Origin of the sequence: Sphingopyxis sp. Root154 (assembly GCF_001427105.1) — a bacterium.
GTDB lineage: Bacteria > Pseudomonadota > Alphaproteobacteria > Sphingomonadales > Sphingomonadaceae > Sphingopyxis.
In genome coordinates this window covers 520804-542646 of record NZ_LMGI01000001.1, presented here as the reverse complement: position 1 = coordinate 542646, position 21843 = coordinate 520804, and the positions used below count along the sequence as shown (strand labels likewise).

Genomic DNA, 21843 nt, shown 5'->3' with positions numbered 1-21843 from the left:
GTAAGACATCATATAAGTTAAGCAGATTGATCATATAATTCTGTTGGACGTAATGCGGTGCCTGAGTTGTCCTTCAGGTCATTGATGTTGGTGGTTCAGCCCGTTGGGCTGTGCGAGGACATGAAATCTTGCAAATCGCGGTGCCGCTTGAGGCTGCTGCTCATATGGCTCCGCGCCGCCACCCGTGCGGCGTCGGGATCACGGCGGATGATCGCGTCGAGGATCGCCTCATGCTCTTCGCTGATCACCGCCTTGTACCGCGCGCCGACATAGCTTTGCCCCTGACGCAGATAGAGCGAGCGCGGCGGGACCAGCCGGACGCCCAGGAAATCGATCAGTTTGGCGTAATAGGTGTTCTTGCTGGCCCGCGCGATGACGTTGTGGAACTCGACGTCGGCCTTGACCGAATCCTCAAGGCCGATCGCCGCCTCGCCAAGCGCCTTGAGTTGCTGGCGCATGCTCATCACATCGACCTCGCTGCGCCGTTCGGCGGCCAGCGCAGCCATTTCGGTTTCGACGCTGAGCCGCAGCTCGAGCAACTGGATCACGTCGCTGAGATTTTCGACCTCTTCGCGCGTGATCTGGAATGCCTGATAGCGGGCGGTCTCGCTGACGAAGAGGCCTTTGCCCTGTCGTGCCTCGACCAATCCCGCAGCGGCGAGGCGGGCGACCGCTTCGCGGACGACCGTCCGGCTCACGCCGAGCACGTCGACGAATTCGGCCTCGGTCGGAAGCTGCGAGCCGGGCCAGTGCGCGCCGGACAGGATGCTTGCGCGGATATGTTCGCAAGCGGCGTCGACCAGCGACGGCCGCCGCTTGCGAAGCGCCAGCCGATCGCCATGCACAGCGTCGGTCCCGCCCTGCCTCACGCGCCCATTCTCCCGTCGTCAGCGCTTGATGCGCCATTCCCGACTCACATTATCAATTATCAGTCATATGACAACTTAAATAATTTCATTTCATTTTAGAAAGGTGTTCGAGACGCGCGAGGCCAAGCGCGCGCCTTTCACCGAGTTCATATCCGATGGCCCGCTGCGTACGTTCCGCTTCTCGCGGAATTGTCCGTATCGTGCGATGAGGCGGGGCAGGTCACCCGCATATTTACAGGGAGCAAGCGCCTCCCGGTGGGCATCCCGGCGCCCGGTATGGCGTCGGTTGCCGAACGCATTGTGCCATCGGCGATGACGCCGTGTGGGACGCGTCGCTTAGTTCCAGTCGCGCGCCAGAAAACGCGCCTTCGCACCGCCGAGGACGCCGATCGCGCGATCGATGTTGCGCCGCCTTGCCGCTTCCGATTTCAGATTGGCGAGGTAACGCAGGATTTCCTTCTGGAGACTGGGCGCGAGGCCGTCCCATCGGGCCCTGACCCCGGCGTCCTCATCGAGGCGAGCCGCAAATTCGGGCAGCATCTCGTCTTGCGGGCCGCTGCGGTAGGCGGGATCGAAGGCGACCGACACGTCGACCGTGTCGCCAACATCGGTGCCCGACGCCTTGCGGACGATGCCGTCGAGATAGAGGTAAAAGCTCCCGTCGCCCGCCGGCATCATGTTAACCCGCCATGCCGGGTCGGGCTGGCCGTTCACCTGGACCAGGACGGGCAGGGGCTTTTTCCAGCCGGCCTTGATCCGCCGCGCCCGCGCGGCGCTGACGAGCACATAGGGATTGATCCCTTTGCGTTCGATCTTCGCCCTGAATTCCATGCGGTGCGCGGGTTAGCCGATCGTGCTGGCGAGTTCGCGGTTGAGCCAGAGTGCGACGAGCGTGCCGATCGCGCCCGAAAGCAGATAGGCGCCCGCGGCGATCAACCCGAACTGGCTGGAGAGCCAGAGCGCGACCATCGGCGCGAAACCGGCGCCGAACAACCAGGCGAGGTCAGAGGTGAAGGCCGAACCGGTGTAGCGGTGGCGCGGCTGGAAGTTCGACGAGAGCGCGCCCGACGACTGGCCGAACGACAGGCCGAGCAGCGCGAAGCCGAGGATCATGAAGGTCGCCTCGCCGATTTCGCCGGCGTCGAGCAATTGCGGCGCGAAGCCGCTGAATGCCGCGATCGCGGCGGCGGTGGCCGCGAGAAGCGTGCGGCGGCCGAAGCGGTCGGCGAGCGCGCCCGAGGCGATGATCGTCCCGATGCCGATGACCGCGGCGATCGCCTCGATCATCAGGAATCGGACGGGGCTTTCGTCGGTGAACAGGAACACCCATGACAGCGGATAGACGGTGACCATGTGGAACATCGCGAAGCTGGCGAGCGGGGCGAAGGTGCCGATGACGATCGTCTTCCATTCGGACCGTACCGTTTCGAGCAGCGGCGCGGGCTGGAGCGCGCGGTTCTCGAACAATTCGGCATATTCGGGGGTCACGACGATTCGCAGCCGCGCGAACAGCGCGACGACGTTGATCGCAAAGGCGACGAAGAAGGGATAGCGCCAGCCCCAGGCGAGGAAATCCTCGGCAGGGAGCGCCGAAATCAGGAACATGAAGAGCAGGCTGGCGACGATGAGGCCGAGCGGCGCGCCGAGCTGCGGGATCATCGCGTACCAGCCGCGCCTGTTCTCGGGCGCATTGAGTGCGAGCAGCGAGGCGAGGCCGTCCCACGAGCCGCCGAGCGCGACGCCCTGACCCATGCGGAACAGCGCGAGGAGGAGCGCGGCGCCGATCCCGGCCGATTCATAGCTGGGGACAAAGGCGATCGCCGCGGTCGAGCCGCCGAGAAGGAACAGCGCGACGGTCAACTTGGCGCCGCGGCCATAGGCGCGGTCGATCGCGGTAAAGATGATCGTGCCGACCGGGCGCGCGACGAAGGCGAGGGCGAAGATCGCGAACGACCAGAGCGTGCCCGTCAGCGGGTCGAGGTGCGGGAAGACGAGCTTCGGAAACACCAGCACCGACGCGATCGCATAGACGAAGAAGTCGAAGAATTCGGACGTGCGACCAATGATGACGCCGATCGCGATCTCCGCGGGGTCGATGCGGTGTGCCCCCGGTTCGTCGGCGCCATGGAGGGCGCGGGCGTCGCGTTCGACCTCGGTGGTGGGCACGGTATCGGCAGCCATGGTAACAATCCTTGAGCTGGCGCCCTCCGCAAGACAAGATGCGGCGGCACGAGTCGGTCATAGGGCAAAATTACCCCGAATGAAAATGCCCCTGCGCGATCACGAACGGTCGCGGGATTGGACAAAATGTCCTATGTGCAGTGCAACAAAGGAGGCCTAGGCGCGCATCATGCCAAGCAATCTCCCCCGTTTTCCCGCCCGATTGCGGCTCTTGCCGCTGCTCGCCGCGCTGCCCCTGTTGTCTGGCTGCGGGCTGGTCGTGCTCGATCCCGCCGGTGACGTCGCGCGCCAGCAGGGCGACCTGATCGTCCTGTCGACCGTGCTGATGCTGCTGATCATCGTGCCGGTGATGGGGCTGACCATCTTCTTCGCGTGGAAGTATCGCGCGTCGAACAAGGAGGCGACGTACAAGCCCGACTGGGACCATTCGACGCAGCTCGAGCTGGTCATCTGGTCGGCGCCGCTCCTGATCATCATCTGCCTGGGCGCGGTGACATGGGTCGCGACGCATCTGCTCGATCCCTATCGCCCGCTCGCGCGCACGGCGCCGGGAAAGCCTGTCGCGGCGGAAGTGAAGCCGCTCGACGTGCAGGTGGTCGCGCTCGACTGGAAATGGCTGTTCATCTATCCCGAACAGGGCGTGGCGACGGTGAACGAGCTGGCGCTGCCGGTGGACCGGCCGATCCGCTTTCGCATCTCCTCTTCGTCGGTGATGAACAGCTTTTACGTGCCCGCGCTCGCTGGCCAGATTTACGCGATGCCGGGCATGGAGACGAAGCTCCACGGCGTGTTCGACAAGACCGGCGAGTTTGAGGGCTTTTCGGCCAATTATTCGGGCTGGGGCTTTTCGAACATGCGCTTCGCGGTGAAGAGCCTGCCCGCGGGCGAGTTCGACAAATGGGTCGCGACCGCCAAGGCTTCGGCCGAAAGCGACCTCAGCCGCGACGAATATCTGAAGCTCGAAAAACCGACGCACAAGGAGCCGGTGCGCCGCTTCGCCGCGAGCGATCCGCAGCTGTTCGACGCGGTCGTCAACATGTGCGTCGAGCCCGGCAAGATGTGCATGCACGACATGATGTCGCTCGACGCCGCGGGCGGCGCGGGCATCGCGGGCATCGGCAATGTCCGGCAGGTCACCTATGACAAGTTCGCCGCGCGCGGCACCGTCGACGCTGCGCGCTGGAGCATGCGTTATGTCGCGGCCGCTTGCAGTTCGCCGGTGATGTCGAACGACCGCCCCGACGCGAAGCCGGTTGCACCGGAAAAGCTGAAGGGTGAGGGACTGCCGGTCCCGGCCAAGCCCGAACGCACGGCGCTGCGCGCGCCCGCCGCCACCCGCCCGATGTCCTGAACCGAGCCGAGATCACCATGACCCCGCACCCCGCACCCGAAACCGGCCCGATCCTTGGCAAGCTGTCGCTCGAGGCGCTGCCGCTGCACGAGCCGATCCTTGTCATTACCTTCATCGGCGTCGTCCTTGGCGGCATCGCCGTGCTCGGCCTGATCACCAAATATCGCCTGTGGGGCTATTTGTGGACCGAGTGGTTCACCACCGTCGACCACAAGCGCATCGGGATCATGTACATGATCCTGGGGCTCATCATGTTCCTGCGCGGTTTTGCCGATGCGATCATGATGCGGTTGCAGCAGGCGATGGCGTTCGGCGGGTCCGAAGGTTACCTGACCCCGCATCATTATGACCAGGTGTTCACCGCGCATGGCGTGATCATGATCTTTTTCGTCGCGATGCCGTTCATCACCGGGCTGATGAACTATGTCGTGCCGCTGCAGATCGGCGCGCGCGACGTCAGTTTCCCCTTCCTCAACAATTTCAGTTTCTGGATGACGACCGCGGGTGCGGTGCTGACGATGGTCTCGCTGTTTATCGGCGAATATGCACAGACCGGCTGGCTTGCCTATCCGCCTTTGTCGGGCATCGCCTACAGCCCCAACGTCGGCGTCGACTATTATATCTGGGGCTTACAGATAGCCGGCGTCGGCACCACCCTGTCGGGGATCAACCTGATCGTCACGATCCTGAAGCTGCGCGCGCCGGGCATGGGGCTGATGAAAATGCCCGTCTTCACCTGGACCTCGCTCTGCGCGAACATCCTGATCGTGGCATCCTTCCCGATCCTGACCGCGACGCTCGTGCTGCTGACGCTCGACCGCTATGTCGGCACCAATTTCTTCACCAACGACCTCGGCGGATCGCCGATGATGTATGTGAACCTGATCTGGATCTGGGGTCACCCCGAGGTTTATATCCTCGTGCTGCCGCTGTTCGGCGTCTTTTCCGAAGTCACCTCGACCTTCTCGGGCAAAAGGCTCTTCGGCTATACCTCGATGGTCTATGCGACGATCTGCATCACGATCCTGTCGTATCTCGTCTGGCTGCACCACTTCTTCACCATGGGATCGGGGGCGAGCGTCAACAGCTTCTTCGGCATCACGACGATGGTGATCTCGATCCCGACGGGGGCCAAGCTCTTTAACTGGCTGTTCACCATGTACCGCGGCCGTATCCGTTTCGAACTTCCGATGATGTGGACGGTCGCCTTCATGCTGACCTTCGTCATCGGCGGCATGACCGGCGTGCTGCTCGCGGTGCCGCCCGCCGACTTCGTGCTCCACAACTCGCTGTTCCTGATCGCGCATTTCCATAACGTGATCATCGGCGGCGTCTTGTTCGGCCTGTTCGCGGCGATCAATTACTGGTGGCCCAAGGCGTTCGGCTACAAGCTCGACGTGTTCTGGGGCAAGATCAGCTTCTGGTGCTGGGTCGTCGGTTTCTGGGTCGCCTTCACCCCGCTCTATATCCTCGGCCTGATGGGCGTGACGCGGCGCATGCGCGTGTTCGACGATCCGAGCCTGCAGATCTGGTTCGTGATCGCAGGGATAGGCGCGCTGATCGTCGCCGCGGGCATCGGTGCGATGCTGATCCAGTTCGGCGTCAGCATCTGGCGCCGCAAGGAATTGCGCGACACCACGGGCGGCGATCCGTGGGACGGCCGCACGCTCGAATGGGCGACCAGTTCGCCGCCGCCCGACTATAATTTCGCCTTCACGCCCGTCATCCACGATCTCGACGCATGGTACGACATGAAGAAGCGCGGGCACCAGCGGCCGGTCGATGGCTATCGCGACATCCATATGCCGAGCAACACCGGGACGGGGATGATCCTGTCGGGCTTCTGCCTCGTCATGGGCTTCGCGCTGGTCTGGCACATCTGGTGGCTCGTCGCGCTGAGCTTTGCCGCGACGATCGTCGGCGCGATCTATCACACCTTCAACTACAAGCGCGATTTCGACATCCCGGCGGCGACGGTCACCGCGGTCGAGGAAGCGCGCACCCGCCAGCTGGCGGCCGGAGCCTGATGCGATGAGTGCCAAGACGATAACCGCCGACGCGCCCGTCCAGTTCTACGACCTCGACGACCATGCGCATCCCGAGGGGCACAGCACGATGCTGGGCTTCTGGATCTATCTGATGAGCGATTGCCTCATCTTCGCGATCCTCTTTGCCTGCTATGCCGTGCTCGGCGGCAGCTATGCGGCGGGGCCGGCGCCGAAGGATCTGTTCGACCTGAAGTTGATCGCGCTCAATACCGCGATGCTGCTCTTCTCGTCGATCACCTACGGTTTTGCGGTGCTGCAGATGCAGCAGGGCAAGGTGAAGGGCGTGCAGATCTGGCTCGCGGTCACCGCGCTGTTCGGGCTCGCCTTCCTCGGGATCGAGCTTTACGAATTCCACCACCTGATCGAGATCGGCGCGACGCCGCAGCGCAGCGCCTTCCTGTCGAGCTTCTTCACGCTCGTCGGCACGCACGGGCTGCACGTCACCTTCGGCATCATCTGGCTGGTGACCTTGATGTTCCAGCTGTCGAAGCACGGGCTGATCGCCGCGAACAAGCGCCGCGTGATGTGCCTCAGCATGTTCTGGCACTTCCTCGATGTCGTGTGGATCGGTGTCTTCACCTTTGTCTATCTGATGGGAGTGCTGCGATGAGCGCCGATACGCACGCGCACGACGCGCACCACGAGATCGAGATGCCGCACGCGTCGATGCGCGACTATGTCATCGGCTTTGTCCTGTCGGTGATCCTGACCGCCATCCCCTTCTGGCTGGTGATGACGATGCCGCTGAGTGCAGGCGCGACGGGCGCGATCATCATGGGCTTTGCCGTGGTCCAGATCGTCGTCCACATGGTATTCTTCCTCCATATGACGCCAAAGGCCGAGGGCGGCTGGTCGCTGACCTCGCTGATCTTCACCGTGATCGTCGTGGTGATCATGCTCGCGGGATCGCTGTGGGTGATGCACCACCTCAACACCAACATGATGCCGATGCCGCACGAACCGACGAGCCAGACGGCAGGTACGACGGGCCAGGTGCCGTGACACACCCCCGCCGCGCGGCCTTTGCCGCAGCGGCGCTGATCGCGGCGATCGGCCTCGCGGCGCTTGGCATCTGGCAGCTCGAGCGGCGCGTGTGGAAGCATGAGCTGGTCGAGGCGGTCGAGGCGCGTATCCATGCGGCGCCGGTAGCGGCGCCGGGGCCGGGTGCGTGGGATGCCGTCGACGCGAAGGATGATGCCTATCGCCGCGTGGCAGCGACGGGCGCTTTCCGACATGATTGTGAGACGCTGGTGCAGGCGGTGACCGACCATGGTCCCGGCTATTGGGTGCTGACCCCGCTTGAAACGCCGGGGTTCGTCTTGCTGGTAAATCGCGGTTTCGTGCCGAAGGATCGGCGCGATGCGGCGGCGCGGGCGGCGGGCAATGTCGCGGGGCCGGTGACGGTGACCGGCCTCTTGCGGGTGACCGAGCCCGAGGGCGCCTTTCTTCGCTCGAACAACGCGGCGGCGGATCGCTGGTTTTCGCGCGATGTCGCGGCGATCGCGAAGGCGAGGGGATTGCGGGGCGCCGCGCCCTATTTCGTCGATGCCGACGCGAAGCCCAATCCCGGCGGCTATCCCGTCGGTGGGCTCACCGTGGTGCGCTTTCCCGACAATCATCTGGTTTATGCGCTGACCTGGTTTGCGCTTTGTGCGCTCAGCCTCTTTTTTGCATGGCGGCTGTGGCGTATTCGCGATTGATGACCAGTCCGACGATCCCGCCGGCCGCGCCGGCCAGAGCCCCCGCCGGCCGCCGCAATATGACGCTGCTGATCCAGCTGCGCTGGATCGCGGTCGGGGGGCAGCTCGCGACGATCGGGATCGTCAGCGGGCCGATGGGCATTGCGTTGCCGCACGCGCCCTTGCTCGCCGCGATCATGGTGCTGATCGCGATCAACTTCGCGAGTATCGCCCTGCTCCGCCGTGGCCGCGCGGTGACCAATGCCGAACTGACCGCGGTGCTGCTGTTCGACGTCGCGGCGCTCGGGTGGCAGCTGCATCATAGCGGCGGGCTCGCCAATCCCTTCGCCTCGCTGTTCCTGTTGCAGGTCGTGATTGGCGCGATACTGCTCACCCCGCGCTCGTCGTGGGCGATCGTCGTCGCGGCGCTGGCGGCGCTCGCTGCGCTGCGCATCGATCCGACGCCGCTCGTGCTGCCGCCCGCCTATGCCGACGATCCGATGGGGCTGTATCTGAAGGGCAGCTTCGTCTGTTTCCTGCTGATCGCGGTGCTGTTCGTCGCCTTTGTTACGCGGATCAACCGCAATCTGCGCGACAGCGACGCGGCGCTCGCGACGAGCCGTCAGCGCGCGGCGGAGGAGGATCATATCGTGCGCATGGGCTTGCTTGCATCGGGTGCGGCGCATGAACTCGGGACGCCGCTGTCGACGCTGTCGGTGCTGATCGGCGACTGGAAGGCGGCGCCGCGGCTCGCGAAGGATCGCGAGATGCAGGAGGATCTGGCCGACATGGATGCGGCGGTGCAGCGCTGCAAGGCGATCGTCAGCGGCATCCTGATGTCGGCGGGCGAGGCGCGCGGCGAGGCGCCGCAATTGACGACGATGCGCGCCTTCCTGACCGATATCGTTACCGGCGCACGCACCTTGCGGCGACCCGGCACCGTCGAGTTCAACGACCGCTTCGGCGCCGACGTCGCGATCGTGTCGGACCCCGCGCTGCGGCAGGTGATCGACAATGTGATGGACAATGCCTCCGAAGTGTCGCCCGACTGGATCGGCGTCAGCGCGACGCGTGACGGCGACATGGCGGTGATCGAGATCGCCGACCATGGACCCGGGTTCAGCGACGAGATGCTCGCGAATTTCGGCCAGCCCTACCGGTCGACCAAGGGGCGTCCGGGCGGCGGGCTCGGGCTGTTCCTGCTCGTCAACGTCTTGCGCAAGCTTGGCGGCGGGGCGACCGTGGCGAACCGCGATGCGGGCGGCGCGCTGGTGCGGATCACGCTGCCGATTTCGGCGGTCGCACGGCCCGGTGGAGAGAAGGCATGAGCGAAACGCGGAAATTGCTGATCGTTGAGGATGACGAGACGTTCGCGCGGACGCTGAAACGCTCGTTCGAGCGGCGCGGCTATACGGCCGAGGTCGCGCATAGCCCCGAGGAAATGGCCGCGCTTTTGCAGAAGTTCCGGCCGGGCTATGCGGTCGTCGACCTGAAGCTGGGCAGTGCGTCAGGGCTCGCGTGCGTGCAGGCGCTGCGCGCGAGCGATGCGACGATGCGGATCGTCGTGCTCACGGGCTTTGCGAGCATCGCGACCGCGGTCGAGGCGATCAAGCTGGGTGCCTCCTATTATCTCGCCAAGCCGTCGAACACCGACGACATCGAGGCGGCGTTCGACCGCTCCGAAGGCAATGCCGAAACGCCGGTGGGCGACCGCCAGTCGTCGATCAAGACCGTCGAGTGGGAGCATATCCACCAGGTTTTGGTCGAGACCGACTTCAATATTTCGGAGACTGCGCGCCGGCTTGGGATGCACCGGCGTACGCTGGCGCGGAAGCTGGAGAAACGGCAGATCCGCTAAGCTGGCGAGAGCCTATTTCTTCTCCACCAGTTCGCGCGTCAGAAAGCCGTGGAGCATCGCGGCGCGCACCGCATCCTCGGCATGGTCGGCGCCGACCGAATGGCCGCCTTCCAGATATTCGTGATAATAGACGCGGTTGCCGTTCTCCATCAGCCGTGCGGCATATTTGCGCGCGTGGCCGGGGTGGACGCGGTCGTCCTTGGTGGAAAGATAGAGGAAGATCGGCGGGTATTTCACGCCCTTGCGGATGTTATGATAGGGCGAATATTTCGACAAGAAGGCCCAATCCTCGGGCACGTCGGGATCGCCATATTCGGCGACCCATGAGGCGCCCGCGAGCATCTTGTCGTAGCGCCACATATCCTTGATCGGCGAGCCCGAGATCACGGCGCCATAGAGGTCGGGGCGCTGCGTCATCGCCGCACCAACGAGCACGCCGCCGTTCGAGCGGCCCGAGATCGCGATCTTGCCCTTCGCGCTGACGCCGGTCTTCACCAGATCCTCGGCGACCGCGTGGAGATCGTCGAAGCTGTTCTGGCGCTTTTCGCGGAGCGCGGCCTGATGCCAGGCGGGGCCATATTCGCCGCCGCCGCGAATGTTGGCGAGGACATAGGCGTTGCCGTCCTCGACCCAGAACAGCCCGAGCGGCCCGGCGCGATACGGCTGGCCCGTGAGATAGCCGGGCGTCTGCGCGGCGCGGAAGCCGCCATAGGCGTGGACGAGCGCCGGGACCGGGCCGGTCGTGCCCTTCCTGCGCGCTATGAAATAGGGGATTTTGGTGCCGTCCTTCGACGTCGCGAAGCGCTTTTCGACGCTCATGTCCTTCGCGTCAAAGGTCGCGGGCAGGCTCTGTACGGCCTGCGGTGCGGTGGTTTCGGACACGGCGTAGAGGGTCGGGGGCATCAGCATCGTCTCGGCGCTCGCGAAGATCGTGTCGCGCTTGCCGATCGCGCCCGCGATGTTGACGGTCGCGTTGGCGGCGAGCGGAACCTCCTTCTGGCTCCAATTGCCGGTCTTCGGATCGCGGCGCAGCGCGAACAGCTTGCCCTCGACATCGTCGAGTGCCTTTACCCACAATATATTGTCGGTCGCCGAGACATCCTCGATCGCCTGTGCCTTCGTCGGGGTCATGACCGGGACGATCGGGACCTGCCGGTCCGCCGACATGTCGTCGAGCGACAGCGAGATCAGCGAGCCTGCGGGAAAGCCTGCGCCGAAATCCTTGTTGAGGAAAATGATCGCCTGTCCGCCGAGCACGTCGCGAACGCTGGCGGTGTCGGGGATGATCGTCGAATGATAGCGATCGCCGCTGACGCTGCGGATCAGATAGTCGGTGGTGTAGAAGGTCTTGCCGCGGCTGATCATCGGCCAGCGCTTGCCACCGTCGGTGAAAGCGAAAACGTTCATCCCGACATCTTCATGCTCGCCCTCGGCCAGCGTTTCGGCCGACGCGAGCGGCGTGCCGCGCTTCCAGCGCTTGACGATGCGCGGGTAACCCGAGGCGGTCATGCTGCCCGCGCCATAATCGGTCGCGACGAGCAGGGTGTCGGCGTCCTCCCACGTCACGCTGCTCTTCGCCTGCGGCAGGGTGAAGCCGTCGCCCACGAAGCTTTTGGTCGCGCGGTCCCATTCGCGGACGACGTCGGCGTCGGTGCCGCCGGGGCTTACCGAGACGAGGCAGCGCTTGTAATCGGGGGCGAGACAGTCGGCACCGTGCCACACCCAGCTCTGTTTCTCGGCCTTGCCGAGTGCGTCGACGTCGATCAGCGTCGTCCAGACGGGCTTGCCCGCGAGGTAGGCGTCGAGCGGGCTTTGACGCCAGATGCCGCGGGGATTGATCGCGTCGCGCCAGAAATTGGTGATCGTGTCGCCCATGACCTCACCGGGCTCGGCGATCTGGCGGTCGTCGTCGAGGATTTCGCGCGCGCGCTTGCGGTCGGCCTCGAACCCCGGGCGGCCGGTGATCAGCTTGTCGGTGGCCGCATTTTCCTTTTTGACCCAATCGAGCGCCTTTGCGCCCTCGATGTCCTCGAGCCAGAGATAGGGGTCTTTTTCCTGCGGCGCCGCGGTCGCGACCGCGGTGATCGAACAGCTGAGGGCAAGCGCGGCAAGGCTGGCGCGGATCATTCAATAGTCTCCCCTGGGGTGTGGTGGCGCTGTGCTAGCAGCATTAGACACCCCAAGGGAAGACGGCGTCGCGCCTATTGGTCGATGATGATCGTGCCCGGATGATGCTTGTCGAGATGCTTCTTGATGATCTTGAGATTGCGCGTGTTCGACCGGAAGAAGAAGTCGAAGGCATCGCCGACGAGCGGGATTGCGCCGAGCGCGGTGTCGACGCCGAGATTGCCGACCATGCGCCAAATCTTCCATTTCGGCATGCCGAGGTTGCGCGCTTCCCAGATGAGGTAGGCGCCCATCGTCGCGGCAATGACGTCGCCGACGACGGGGACGAGGCCGACGATCGCGTCGAGGCCGACGGGGCGGTTGATACCGGGGATGACAAAGCTGCGTTCGAGCAGGATTTCCAGCGTCTCGACGCGCTTGCGCAGCGCCGCGGGGTCGCTTCGATTCGAGATCAGCGCGTCGAAGATCGCGTCGGGATTCGGGGGCGAAGGGGCCATTTGGGTCCTTTCAAAAGCGCTCGAACTTGAAGCGCCGCTGTATTAGTTAGGTAAGGCAATCACATGATTCAATGGGTGCTGCGCGCGGCCGTTCGCGCGCAGGCCGGTAAGGCGCTGCGACGCGACCGACCAACGCAGCGGCGTCGCGAGCGGGATAAAGGGGGCATAGCGTCCGAGAACGGCTTCGGCCTCGCTCACCTGCACCCGGCGCTGGCCGGCGTCGATATTGGCGGTCGCCTGGTCGATCAGTTCCTGCGCCTCGCGGTTGCAGAGCGTGTCGCGGCGGCACGAGATGCGGCGCAGCGCCCACAGCGCATCGTCGTTCGGCGCGACTTCGTCGATCAGCTGGAGGTCGGCGGTCGCCGCCATCGGGACGCGCTGGCTCGGCACTCCGATCGCTTTGAAATCGGCGGACACATAGGCGAACAGAATGCGGCCGCCGGGGGTGTCCGGGACGGCGATGCGCAGGGGTTCGATCTCGCGCCCGGCGCCGCGCCAGGCATCGACGGTGCGTTTCGCCTGCGCGAGGCGCGACGCCTCGTCATATTCGGCCCAGGTGGGGACGAGGGGAGCGGGGCCGCCATCGCGGGCATAGAGCGCGGGGCGGAGTGTGACCTGCGGCTGCCATTCGGCGAGCCCGAACGCCTCGATCAGCCGCTCGCGCCGGACCGCGCGGACGAGCGCGTCGCGGTTGGCGTCGGTCGCAAGGAACCCTTCGGCACGGACGAACGACAGCCCGAACAGGCCGGGGACGGGGTCGACGACGAGGCGCGAGCGGCCGATGTTCGACGCGGCGAAATAGGGAAGGGTCGAAAAGCGGCCACCGACGACACCATCGGCATAGCCGTTCTTGAAGCGCGCGAGCGCGCCGGCTGGCGAGGTACCGACAAGCTCGATCGAGGCGGCGGGGTCGTTGGCGGCGGCTTCGGCCGCCTCCTGATCTTCGGCGAGCGGGTCGGGGACGGGCGAGAGCAGCACCGCGCGTCCGATCTTGCGCGCGCGCATCGGCCCCCAGCCCATGCCGCGGTTGACGATCGCCATCGAGGGCTGCGCGAGCAGTTCGAGGATTGCGGGTTGCGGCACCGAAAGGCGGATTTCGATGACGGTGTCGGTCATCGCCTTGATCGTCTCGATCTCGGGAAAATCGCTCTTCAGGACGTGGCGGCTGGCGGGAGCGAGATAGGACCGCAGGATCGCGGCGACATCCTCTGCCGTGACCTTGCGGCCATTGGTCCATTTGGCTTCGCGCAGACGGAAGATATAACTGCGCCCGTCGGTGGTGACGGTCCAGCGATCGGCGAGGCCGGTGTCGATCTGTCCCTCGCCGTCGTAGCTGACCAACCCCTGCGACGTCGCGTCGAGCAGCGCGGCATTGGCGGCCGACAGCTCGCCGCCAAGCGGCGTCGCCGCGGGATTGAGCGCGCCGATGGCGGCGATCCTGACCGGGCCGCGTTCGCCGAACAGGCCGCAACTGGCGAGCGACAGGAGGGCGAAGCCGACCATGATCTTGGGCAGGAGGGTCTTGGGCCCGGGCTTCGGCATGTCTGTTTTCGGCGGCATCGAAATGCATCATAGAGATGCCGGGCAAAACCGGAAGTGGGCATCCGGCTTGCTGTCTGATCTATCGCAAGGCTGGTGCGGACGGCGGGACTTGAACCCGCATACCCAGAGGATGGCAGATTTTAAGTCTGCTGCGTCTACCGATTTCGCCACGTCCGCATGACCGACGCCGGTCAAGCCGATGGGCCGATGGAGGTCAAGCGATGTTTGGCGCTTCACGCCATGCGGCGGCTCGGCTAGACGGCGTGACATGACTCCAGTCCTTGAAATTTCCGGCCTCGGGAAAACCTATAAAAGCGGTCACACAGCCTTGAGCGATGTCGACCTATCCATCAACAAGGGCGAGATTTTCGCGCTGCTCGGGCCGAACGGCGCCGGCAAGACGACGCTGATCAGCATCGTCTGCGGGATCGTGACCGCGACCGCGGGCAGCGTGACCGTCGCCGGGCACGATCATGCGCGCGATTATCGCGCCGCCCGGACAATGATCGGGCTGGTGCCGCAGGAATTGCACACCGACGCGTTCGAGACGGTGATGGCGACGGTGAGCTTCTCGCGCGGGCTGTTCGGCAAGCCGCGGAACCCCGCGTTCATCGAGCAACTGCTGCGCGACCTGTCCTTGTGGGACAAGCGCGATTCGAAGATCATGGAATTGTCAGGGGGGATGAAGCGCCGCGTGATGATCGCCAAGGCGCTCAGCCACGAGCCCGAAATCCTGTTCCTCGACGAGCCGACCGCGGGGGTTGATGTTGAGCTGCGCCGCGACATGTGGAACATGGTGCGCGGCCTTCGCGAACGCGGCGTCACGATCATCCTGACGACGCACTATATCGAGGAGGCCGAGGAGATGGCCGACCGCGTCGGAGTGATCACCGGCGGGCGGTTGATCCTGGTCGAGCAGAAGGATGCGCTGATCAAGAAGCTGGGGCGCAAGACGCTGACGCTCAATCTGGCCGAACAACTGGAGTCCGTGCCCGCCGAACTTGCCGACTGGAAGCTTGCGCTGGCGGGCGAAGGGCATGAGCTCGTGTACGAATTCGACAGCCAGGCCGAGGCGACCGGGGTGCCCTCGCTGCTGCGGCGGATGACCGACATCGGAGTCCAGTTCAAGGACCTGCACACGCGGCAAAGCTCGCTCGAGGATATTTTCGTCGGGCTGGTGCACGAATCGAACGGCGCAAAGGGAGAAGCCGCATGACCGCGAACTGGCGCGGCGTGCGCGCGATTTACGCCTTTGAAATGGCGCGCTTCGGGCGCACCTTCTGGACCAGCCTGATGCTGCCGGTCATCACCACGGCGCTCTATTTCGTCGTTTTCGGATCGGCGATCGGCAGCCGCATGACCGAGGTCAGCAATGTGCCCTATGGGGCGTTCATCGTGCCCGGGCTGATGATGCTGACGATGTTCACCGAAAGCATCAGCAACGCCTCGTTCGGCATCTATATGCCCAAATGGACGGGGACGATTTACGAAATGCTGTCGGCGCCGCTGTCGCCGCTGGAAACGGTGATCGCCTATGTCGGCGCCGCGGCGACGAAATCGGTGATCATCGGGTCGATCATCTTTGCGACCGCGCACCTGTTCGTCGACGTACAGGTCGCGCACCCGCTGTTGATGGCGGCGTTCATGATCCTGATGGCGGTGACCTTCTGCCTGTTCGGCTTCATCATCGGCATCTGGGCGCAGAGCTTTGAGCAGCTGCAGGTGATCCCGATGCTGGTCATCTATCCGCTGACCTTTTTGGGCGGGGCTTTCTATTCGCTCGACATGCTGCCCGCGGCCTGGCGGACGGTGACCCTGTTCAACCCCGTCGTCTATCTGATCAGTGGCTTCCGCTGGACCTTCTTTGGCAAGGGCGACGTCGGGATCGAAGTCAGCATGGGCGCGGTGACGCTGTTCCTGGCGCTGTGCCTGGGCGTCATCTTCTGGATGTTCCGCACCGGATACCGGCTCAAGAACTGATGGCGACCGCTGGACCGGCGCCGCGGCGCGGCGCCCGGTTTTAGCCGTTCAAACGTTCGCGCATTTCCTTGCCCGGTTTGAAATAGGGCACGTTTTTCGCCTTCACATCGACCGCCGCACCCGTCCGGGGGTTGCGGCCGGTGCGCGAGTCGCGCGACCGGGTCGAGAAAGCGCCGAAGCCGCGCAGTTCGACACGCCCGCCAGAGGCGAGCTGGTCGACGATGGAATCGAAGAAAGTGTCGACGATGCGCTCGACTTCCTCGAGCCTCAAATCGCTGTTTTCGCTTGCGATCTTTTGAACCAGTTCTGACCGGATCATGAGCTTCCCCTATTATATATCACGCTTCTCCCGCCGAAGCAGGCGTCCGGTCGTTGCCGGCCCATTTTGCGTGAGACCCCTCCCAACGCGCGGAGAAGGTATCACGAATCCTTGTTCGATCAAAATATATCGCTGAAAGAAAAAGGCCCGCAGAGGGACACTCTGCGGGCCTTTTGTTTCGCCTGACGGCGGAAGAAGGAAATTAGTCCTTCTTGCCGGCCTTCAGAGCCTCGCCGAGGATGTCGCCAAGCGATGCACCCGAGTCCGACGAGCCGTACTGTGCGACGGCTTCCTTCTCTTCGGCGATCTGCATCGCCTTGACCGAGAAGTTCGGCTTTTTCGAACGGTCGAAGCCGATGACCATCGCATCGAACTTCTGGCCGACCTGATAACGTTCGGCGCGCTGTTCGTCGCGGTCGCGGCCGAGGTCGGCGCGCTTGATGAAGCCGGTGGCGCCATCTTCGCCAGCCTGGACTTCGAGGCCGTTGTCGCGGACTTCGAGGACGGTGACGGTGATGACGTCGTTCTTCTTCACCGAGCCAGTCGCAGCGGCGCCGCCGCCAACGGCCGGAGCACCCTTTTCAAGCTGCTTGATGCCAAGGCTGATGCGTTCCTTCTCGACGTCGACGTCGAGAACGACGACCTGCACGGCCTCGCCCTTGCGGTGGAGGTGCAGCGCTTCTTCGCCCGAGATGCCCCAGGCGATGTCCGACATGTGAACCATGCCGTCGACGTCACCCGGCAGGCCGACGAACAGACCGAATTCGGTCGCGTTCTTGACTTCGCCTTCGACGACCGAGCCGACCGGATGCGTTTCGGCGAACGCGCCCCAGGGGTTCGACTGGGCCTGCTTGAGGCCAAGCGAGATGCGGCGCTTGTCGCTGTCGACTTCGAGAACGATGACGTCGACTTCCTGGCTCGTCGAAACGATCTTGCCGGGGTGGACGTTCTTCTTGACCCACGACATTTCGCTGACGTGGACCAGGCCTTCGATGCCGGCTTCGAGTTCGACGAACGCACCATAATCGGTGATGTTCGTGACGGTGCCCGACAGCTTCGCACCGACGGGGTACTTGGCGGCGACGCCTTCCCACGGATCGCTTTCGAGCTGCTTCATGCCGAGGCTGATGCGCTGCGTGTCGCGGTTGATGCGGATGATCTGGACGCGGACATTGTCACCGATGTTGATGACTTCGCTCGGGTGGTTGACGCGCTTGTAGCTCATGTCGGTGACATGGAGCAGGCCGTCGATGCCGCCGAGGTCGACGAACGCACCATAGTCGGTGATGTTCTTGACGGCGCCTTCGATGATCTGACCTTCTTCCAGGTTCTGGATCAGGCCCGAGCGCTGTTCGGCGCGCGTTTCTTCGAGGATGGCGCGGCGCGACACGACAATATTGCCGCGGCGGCGATCCATCTTCAGAATCTGGAAAGGCTGCGGCAGGTCCATCAGCGGGCCAACGTCGCGCACGGGGCGGATGTCGACCTGCGAACCGGGAAGGAACGCCACGGCGCCGCCGAGGTCGACGGTGAAGCCGCCCTTGACGCGGCCGAAGATGACGCCTTCGACGCGGGCTTCCTTGTTGAATTCTTCTTCCAGGCGATCCCAGGCGGCTTCGCGGCGGGCGCGATCGCGGGACAGCATGGTTTCGCCATTGGCGTTTTCGACGCGGTCGACATAGACTTCGACTTCGTCACCGACATTGATGTCGGCCTTCTGGCCCGGCATCGCGAATTCGCGAAGCGGCACGCGGCCTTCGCTCTTCAGGCCGATGTCGATCACTGCCAGGTCGTTTTCAATCGCGGTCACGGTGCCCTTGACGACGCGGCCTTCAAAGCCGCCGTCGGCACCACCAAGCGATTCATCGAGCATCGCGGCGAAATCGTCGCGCGTCGGGAAAGCCGTAGTGGCCATAGATGTGTTTCCTTACTTCATTTGTTCCGGCCAAGCGGTTGGATCCGCTGGTCTTAATGGCCGATCTGCCATGCCTGCCGGATGCAGGACACAGCATCCTTCGAACCGCTCACCGGCAAGTCATGGACAAAGCAGAATGGGCGCGACGGGTGCATCCCATCACGCCCGGCACTCGGTTTCGAGCGGCGGTTTGCCCATGCCTCGACCTGCAAAAAAGCCCGTCGGACGGCGCGCATATAGTCTTGGCCCCCCCCAAAGGCAAGGCGGAAAGCCGGTTCTAGCCGCGGGTCTTCCGACGCTCTTCGACAAAGGCGATCGCGGCGGCGAGCGCGGCGTCCTTGTCCATGCCCGTGTTGTCGAGCAGCATGGCGTCTTCGGCCCGGAGGAGCGGGGCGTTGGCGCGGCCGGTGTCGCGCGCGTCGCGGGCGTGAACGTCGGCGAGCACGGCATCGAAACCGACGTCGACGCCGCGGGCGAGCATCTCGGCATGGCGGCGGCGCGCGCGCTCCTCGGGGCTGGCGGTGACGAACAGCTTGGCATCGGCGTGCGGCGCGATGACCGTGCCGATGTCGCGCCCGTCGAGCACGGCGCCGCCCGGCTGGTTCGCGAAATCGACCTGGCGCTGGAACAGCGCCTGACGCACGGCGGGATGGATCGACACGCGGCTGGCGAGCCCGCCGGTGGTTTCATAACGCAGCGCCGGATCGTCGAGCAGGCTGTCGGGGAAGCTGCACGCGGCGAGCGCATCGGCGGCATTGTCGGCGTCGCCATGGTTAAGCTGCGTCTGGTAACCGACCGCGCGGTAGAGCAATCCGGTGTCGAGCACGGGCAGGCCGAAATGCGCGGCCAGCCCTTTGGCGATCGTGCCCTTTCCCGACGCGGTGGGCCCGTCGACGGCGATGATCATTGCTGCAAGCCCGCGAGCAGTTCCTCGAAATTGGGAAAGCTGGTCGCGACGGGGGCGATGTCGTCGATCGTCACCGGGGCCTTGCTGGCGAGGCCGGCGACGGCGAAGCTCATGCAGATGCGGTGGTCGAGGTGCCCGGCAATGGTCGCGCCGCCGGGCAGCGGATCGCCGCCGGTGCCGTCGATGATCAGCCCATCTTCACTTTCCTCGACACGCGCGCCGATTGCTTTCAGGCCGGTTGCCATGACGGCGATGCGGTCACTTTCCTTGACGCGCAATTCGTCGAGCCCCGTGGTGACCGTGCGGCCCTCGGCCAATGCTGCGGCAACGAACAGGACCGGGAATTCGTCGACCATGCCCGGCACGATAGCGGGATCGACGTCGATCCCGCGCAGCGTGCTGTGGCGGACGCGGAGGTCGGCGACGGGTTCGCCGCCGACTTCGCGTGCATCGAGCAGTTCGATGTCGCCGCCCATCTGTTTCAGGATCTCTATGAGACCTGCGCGCGTCGGGTTGAGGCCGACATTGGCGACGACGACGTCCGAACCCGGAACGAGCAGCGCGGCGACGATGAAGAAGGCTGCCGACGAGGGATCGCCCGGGACGGTGATCGTCTGCGGCTTCAGCTCGGCCTCGCCGTGGATGCGGATGTGGCGCGTTCCATCAGGGTCGGCTTCGACGGTCAGGTCGGCGCCGAAGCCGCGCAGCATGCGTTCGCTATGGTCGCGGGTCGGGACGGGCTCGATCACTTCGGTGATGCCGGGCGTGTTGAGGCCCGCGAGCAAGATTGCGCTCTTCACCTGCGCCGAAGCGACGGGCAGGCGGTAGGACAGGGGGATGGCTGGCGCGAGGCCGCGCACCATCAGCGGCAGGCGGCCGCCCGGCGAGGCGCTGATGTCGGCGCCCATCTGCGACAGCGGGTCGATGACGCGGCCCATCGGGCGGCCCGACAGGCTGGCATCGCCGATAAAGGTCGTGGTGATCGCGTGGCTGGCGACAAGGCCCATCAGGAGGCGAGTTGAGGTGCCGCTGTTCCCCATGTCGAGCGCTTCGCGTGGCTGGAGCAGCCCGCCGACGCCGACGCCGTGGATGCGCCATTCGCCGTCCTCACGCCGCTCGATGGCGGCGCCCATCGCGCGCATCGCGGCGGCGGTGGCGAGCACGTCATGCCCTTCGAGCAGGCCGGTGACACGGCTTTCGCCGACCGCGAGCGCGGAGAGCATCAGCGAGCGATGCGAGATGCTCTTGTCACCCGGAATCGCGATCCTACCTTTGAGCGGAACGGAAGCGGAAAAGCTGCGCGGCGTGGCGGTTTGATCGGTCATGGCGAGCGGCTTTTGACAGCGGCCTTGCAATCTGGCAAGGCGCACGCCGATTTGACGGATAGCTATTCAGGTTCCGTTGCTCTTCCGATATTTTTATCCTGTTCCAAAGGGTTACGAGGCATATATGATCAAGGCTGAATGGGGCACGAAGCGTAGCTGCCCGAAATGCGCAACCCGATTCTATGATTTGACCAAGGATGATCCGATCAACTGCATCAATTGCGGTTACAACTGGATTCCGGAATCGGTTCTGAAATCGAAACAGCCGATGCCGTTCGAACAGATCGAGAAGCCCGGCAAGGTCGTCAAAGAAGAAGGCGTCGACGAGGATCTGGATCTGGACGTCGATGTCGACGAAGACAGCGATTCGCCGGACAACGACGTCGACCTCGGCGGTGACGACGATCTGGGCGTCGCGACCGCCGACGACGACGACGTCGAAACCTGATAATTTTCGCGGGGGGCCAAAAAAGCATCGGATGATGCATTTGGCCCCTTGCATCGGTCGCCGGCACTGGTAAAGGCGGCCTCCCGATCGCAGCAGCCAGGAATATTGGCCAGAGCGATCCGCGAAATGGCACGGGGCCTTAGCTCAGCTGGGAGAGCGCCTGCATGGCATGCAGGAGGTCAGCGGTTCGATCCCGCTAGGCTCCACCATTACAAAAAAGGCCCGCGAAAGCGGGCCTTTTTTGTTGCGCGGTGGGCTGGTGGCTATTCGGCCGCCTCGTCCTTCTCGAACACGGGTTCGAGCGCGATCGGGTCGGCGAGCGTGATGCGGTCGAGGATCGACGCGGTGTCGTCGCGGACCTTGAGCATGAGGCTGCGCAGCCGGCATTCGGATTCGGGCAGGCAGTTCTTGCAATGTTCATGCGCATTGCGCGCCGCGCACGGTACGAGCGCGAGCGAGCCGCGCGTCAGCCGGACGAGATCGCCATAGCTGATGTCGATCGGGGGCAGGGCGAGCTGGTAGCCGCCGTCGCGCCCGCGCTGCGAAATTAGCAGGCCTTCGCGCGCCATTTCGGAGAGGATCACGGTCAGGAATTTGGGCGGGATGTTCTGCGCCTCCGCAATATCCGCAAGCTGCACCTGCCCCTTGCCCCAATGGTCGGCAAGATGCTGGAACGCGCGGATCGTATAGCGGGTTTTTTGCGAGAGCATGGCGGCGTTACTGTGACATATTCAGCGTTAATTCAACCTGTCTGGATGACATAAGTTGCAGAGTTGATGAAAATCACAGCGGGTGGC

General features: G+C 64.4%; 21 protein-coding genes and 2 tRNA genes. 11 read left to right on the top strand and 12 right to left on the bottom strand.

The features are described 5' to 3' along the window. Positions 1 to 95 precede the first annotated feature (95 nt). The 3 genes from ASD73_RS02390 to ASD73_RS02380 form a co-directional block, all read right to left on the bottom strand. A complete protein-coding gene (locus ASD73_RS02390; protein WP_235534083.1) occupies positions 96 to 869 on the bottom strand; it encodes a FadR/GntR family transcriptional regulator in 774 nt (257 codons plus the stop codon). A gap of 336 nt (positions 870 to 1205) precedes the next feature. After that, positions 1206 to 1700: a DUF1905 domain-containing protein gene (locus ASD73_RS02385; RefSeq protein WP_056369452.1), complete on the bottom strand. Its 495-nt coding sequence runs from the start codon at positions 1698 to 1700 to the stop codon at positions 1206 to 1208. 12 nt (positions 1701 to 1712) lie between these two features. Beyond that, positions 1713 to 3050, bottom strand: a complete 1338-nt coding sequence (locus tag ASD73_RS02380) for an MFS transporter (protein WP_056369454.1) — start codon at positions 3048 to 3050, stop codon at positions 1713 to 1715. 169 nt (positions 3051 to 3219) lie between these two features. Between ASD73_RS02380 and cyoA the strand changes: the two genes are divergently transcribed. Genes cyoA through ASD73_RS02345 form a run of 7 tightly spaced genes read left to right on the top strand, consistent with a single transcriptional unit; the run spans position 3220 to position 9986 of the window. Further along, a complete protein-coding gene (cyoA, locus tag ASD73_RS02375; protein ID WP_056369456.1) occupies positions 3220 to 4401 on the top strand; it encodes a ubiquinol oxidase subunit II in 1182 nt (393 codons plus the stop codon). Between the two features lie 17 nt (positions 4402 to 4418). Beyond that, positions 4419 to 6428, top strand: coding sequence for a cytochrome o ubiquinol oxidase subunit I (gene cyoB, locus ASD73_RS02370; RefSeq protein WP_056369459.1), 2010 nt, complete (start codon positions 4419 to 4421; stop codon positions 6426 to 6428). 4 nt (positions 6429 to 6432) lie between these two features. Further along, on the top strand, positions 6433 to 7059 hold the full coding sequence (gene cyoC, locus ASD73_RS02365; RefSeq protein WP_056369461.1) for a cytochrome o ubiquinol oxidase subunit III: 627 nt from the start codon (positions 6433 to 6435) through the stop codon (positions 7057 to 7059). Then, positions 7056 to 7451, top strand: a complete 396-nt coding sequence (cyoD, locus tag ASD73_RS02360) for a cytochrome o ubiquinol oxidase subunit IV (RefSeq protein WP_056369463.1) — start codon at positions 7056 to 7058, stop codon at positions 7449 to 7451. Before cyoC ends, cyoD begins: the two co-directional genes overlap by 4 nt. Further along, complete coding sequence (locus ASD73_RS02355) at positions 7448 to 8149, top strand: SURF1 family protein (RefSeq protein ID WP_056369465.1); 702 nt, start codon at positions 7448 to 7450, stop codon at positions 8147 to 8149. Before cyoD ends, ASD73_RS02355 begins: the two co-directional genes overlap by 4 nt. Next, positions 8149 to 9456: an ATP-binding protein gene (locus ASD73_RS02350; protein WP_056369467.1), complete on the top strand. Its 1308-nt coding sequence runs from the start codon at positions 8149 to 8151 to the stop codon at positions 9454 to 9456. The genes ASD73_RS02355 and ASD73_RS02350 overlap by 1 nt, the downstream gene beginning before the upstream one ends. Beyond that, positions 9453 to 9986 (top strand): response regulator transcription factor, encoded by a 534-nt coding sequence (locus ASD73_RS02345; RefSeq protein ID WP_056369468.1) that lies wholly within the window; start codon positions 9453 to 9455, stop codon positions 9984 to 9986. The genes ASD73_RS02350 and ASD73_RS02345 overlap by 4 nt, the downstream gene beginning before the upstream one ends. A gap of 12 nt (positions 9987 to 9998) precedes the next feature. Here the strand turns inward: ASD73_RS02345 and ASD73_RS02340 are convergent, their stop codons facing one another. The 4 genes from ASD73_RS02340 to ASD73_RS02325 form a co-directional block, all read right to left on the bottom strand. Beyond that, a complete protein-coding gene (locus ASD73_RS02340) occupies positions 9999 to 12113 on the bottom strand; it encodes a prolyl oligopeptidase family serine peptidase (protein ID WP_056369470.1) in 2115 nt (704 codons plus the stop codon). A 74-nt stretch (positions 12114 to 12187) separates the two neighbouring features. After that, positions 12188 to 12610 carry a DUF4112 domain-containing protein gene (locus tag ASD73_RS02335; RefSeq protein WP_056369472.1) on the bottom strand — a complete coding sequence of 141 codons (423 nt, stop codon included), beginning with the start codon at positions 12608 to 12610 and terminating at the stop codon, positions 12188 to 12190. Between the two features lie 42 nt (positions 12611 to 12652). Continuing rightward, positions 12653 to 14152: an ABC transporter substrate-binding protein gene (locus ASD73_RS02330; RefSeq protein ID WP_056370417.1), complete on the bottom strand. Its 1500-nt coding sequence runs from the start codon at positions 14150 to 14152 to the stop codon at positions 12653 to 12655. Positions 14153 to 14243: 91 nt separating this feature from the next. After that, positions 14244 to 14329 (bottom strand) — tRNA-Leu (locus ASD73_RS02325). A 91-nt stretch (positions 14330 to 14420) separates the two neighbouring features. On the opposite strand from ASD73_RS02325, the gene ASD73_RS02320 reads away from it, so the two are divergent. Next, positions 14421 to 15368 carry an ABC transporter ATP-binding protein gene (locus ASD73_RS02320; protein ID WP_056369474.1) on the top strand — a complete coding sequence of 316 codons (948 nt, stop codon included), beginning with the start codon at positions 14421 to 14423 and terminating at the stop codon, positions 15366 to 15368. Then, a complete protein-coding gene (locus tag ASD73_RS02315) occupies positions 15365 to 16132 on the top strand; it encodes an ABC transporter permease (protein WP_037511456.1) in 768 nt (255 codons plus the stop codon). The genes ASD73_RS02320 and ASD73_RS02315 overlap by 4 nt, the downstream gene beginning before the upstream one ends. Positions 16133 to 16172: 40 nt before the next feature. Here the strand turns inward: ASD73_RS02315 and ASD73_RS02310 are convergent, their stop codons facing one another. The 4 genes from ASD73_RS02310 to aroA form a co-directional block, all read right to left on the bottom strand. Beyond that, on the bottom strand, positions 16173 to 16451 hold the full coding sequence (locus tag ASD73_RS02310; protein ID WP_056369477.1) for an integration host factor subunit beta: 279 nt from the start codon (positions 16449 to 16451) through the stop codon (positions 16173 to 16175). A 202-nt stretch (positions 16452 to 16653) separates the two neighbouring features. Beyond that, entirely contained in the window at positions 16654 to 18366 is a 1713-nt protein-coding gene (rpsA, locus tag ASD73_RS02305) for a 30S ribosomal protein S1 (RefSeq protein WP_056369479.1), read from the bottom strand. 277 nt (positions 18367 to 18643) lie between these two features. Further along, on the bottom strand, positions 18644 to 19273 hold the full coding sequence (locus ASD73_RS02300; RefSeq protein ID WP_056369482.1) for a (d)CMP kinase: 630 nt from the start codon (positions 19271 to 19273) through the stop codon (positions 18644 to 18646). After that, a complete protein-coding gene (aroA, locus tag ASD73_RS02295) occupies positions 19270 to 20598 on the bottom strand; it encodes a 3-phosphoshikimate 1-carboxyvinyltransferase (RefSeq protein ID WP_056369485.1) in 1329 nt (442 codons plus the stop codon). Before aroA ends, ASD73_RS02300 begins: the two co-directional genes overlap by 4 nt. Positions 20599 to 20722: 124 nt before the next feature. Here aroA and ASD73_RS02290 point away from each other — a divergent pair, with 124 nt between their 5' ends. Together ASD73_RS02290 and ASD73_RS02285 are read left to right on the top strand one after the other, a co-directional pair. Continuing rightward, positions 20723 to 21046: a TIGR02300 family protein gene (locus tag ASD73_RS02290; RefSeq protein ID WP_056370418.1), complete on the top strand. Its 324-nt coding sequence runs from the start codon at positions 20723 to 20725 to the stop codon at positions 21044 to 21046. Between the two features lie 133 nt (positions 21047 to 21179). Continuing rightward, positions 21180 to 21255: transfer RNA gene (locus ASD73_RS02285), tRNA-Ala, on the top strand. Positions 21256 to 21309: 54 nt separating this feature from the next. Here ASD73_RS02285 and ASD73_RS02280 read toward each other — a convergent pair. Beyond that, positions 21310 to 21756 carry an RrF2 family transcriptional regulator gene (locus tag ASD73_RS02280; RefSeq protein ID WP_056369487.1) on the bottom strand — a complete coding sequence of 149 codons (447 nt, stop codon included), beginning with the start codon at positions 21754 to 21756 and terminating at the stop codon, positions 21310 to 21312. Positions 21757 to 21843: the final 87 nt, after the last annotated feature.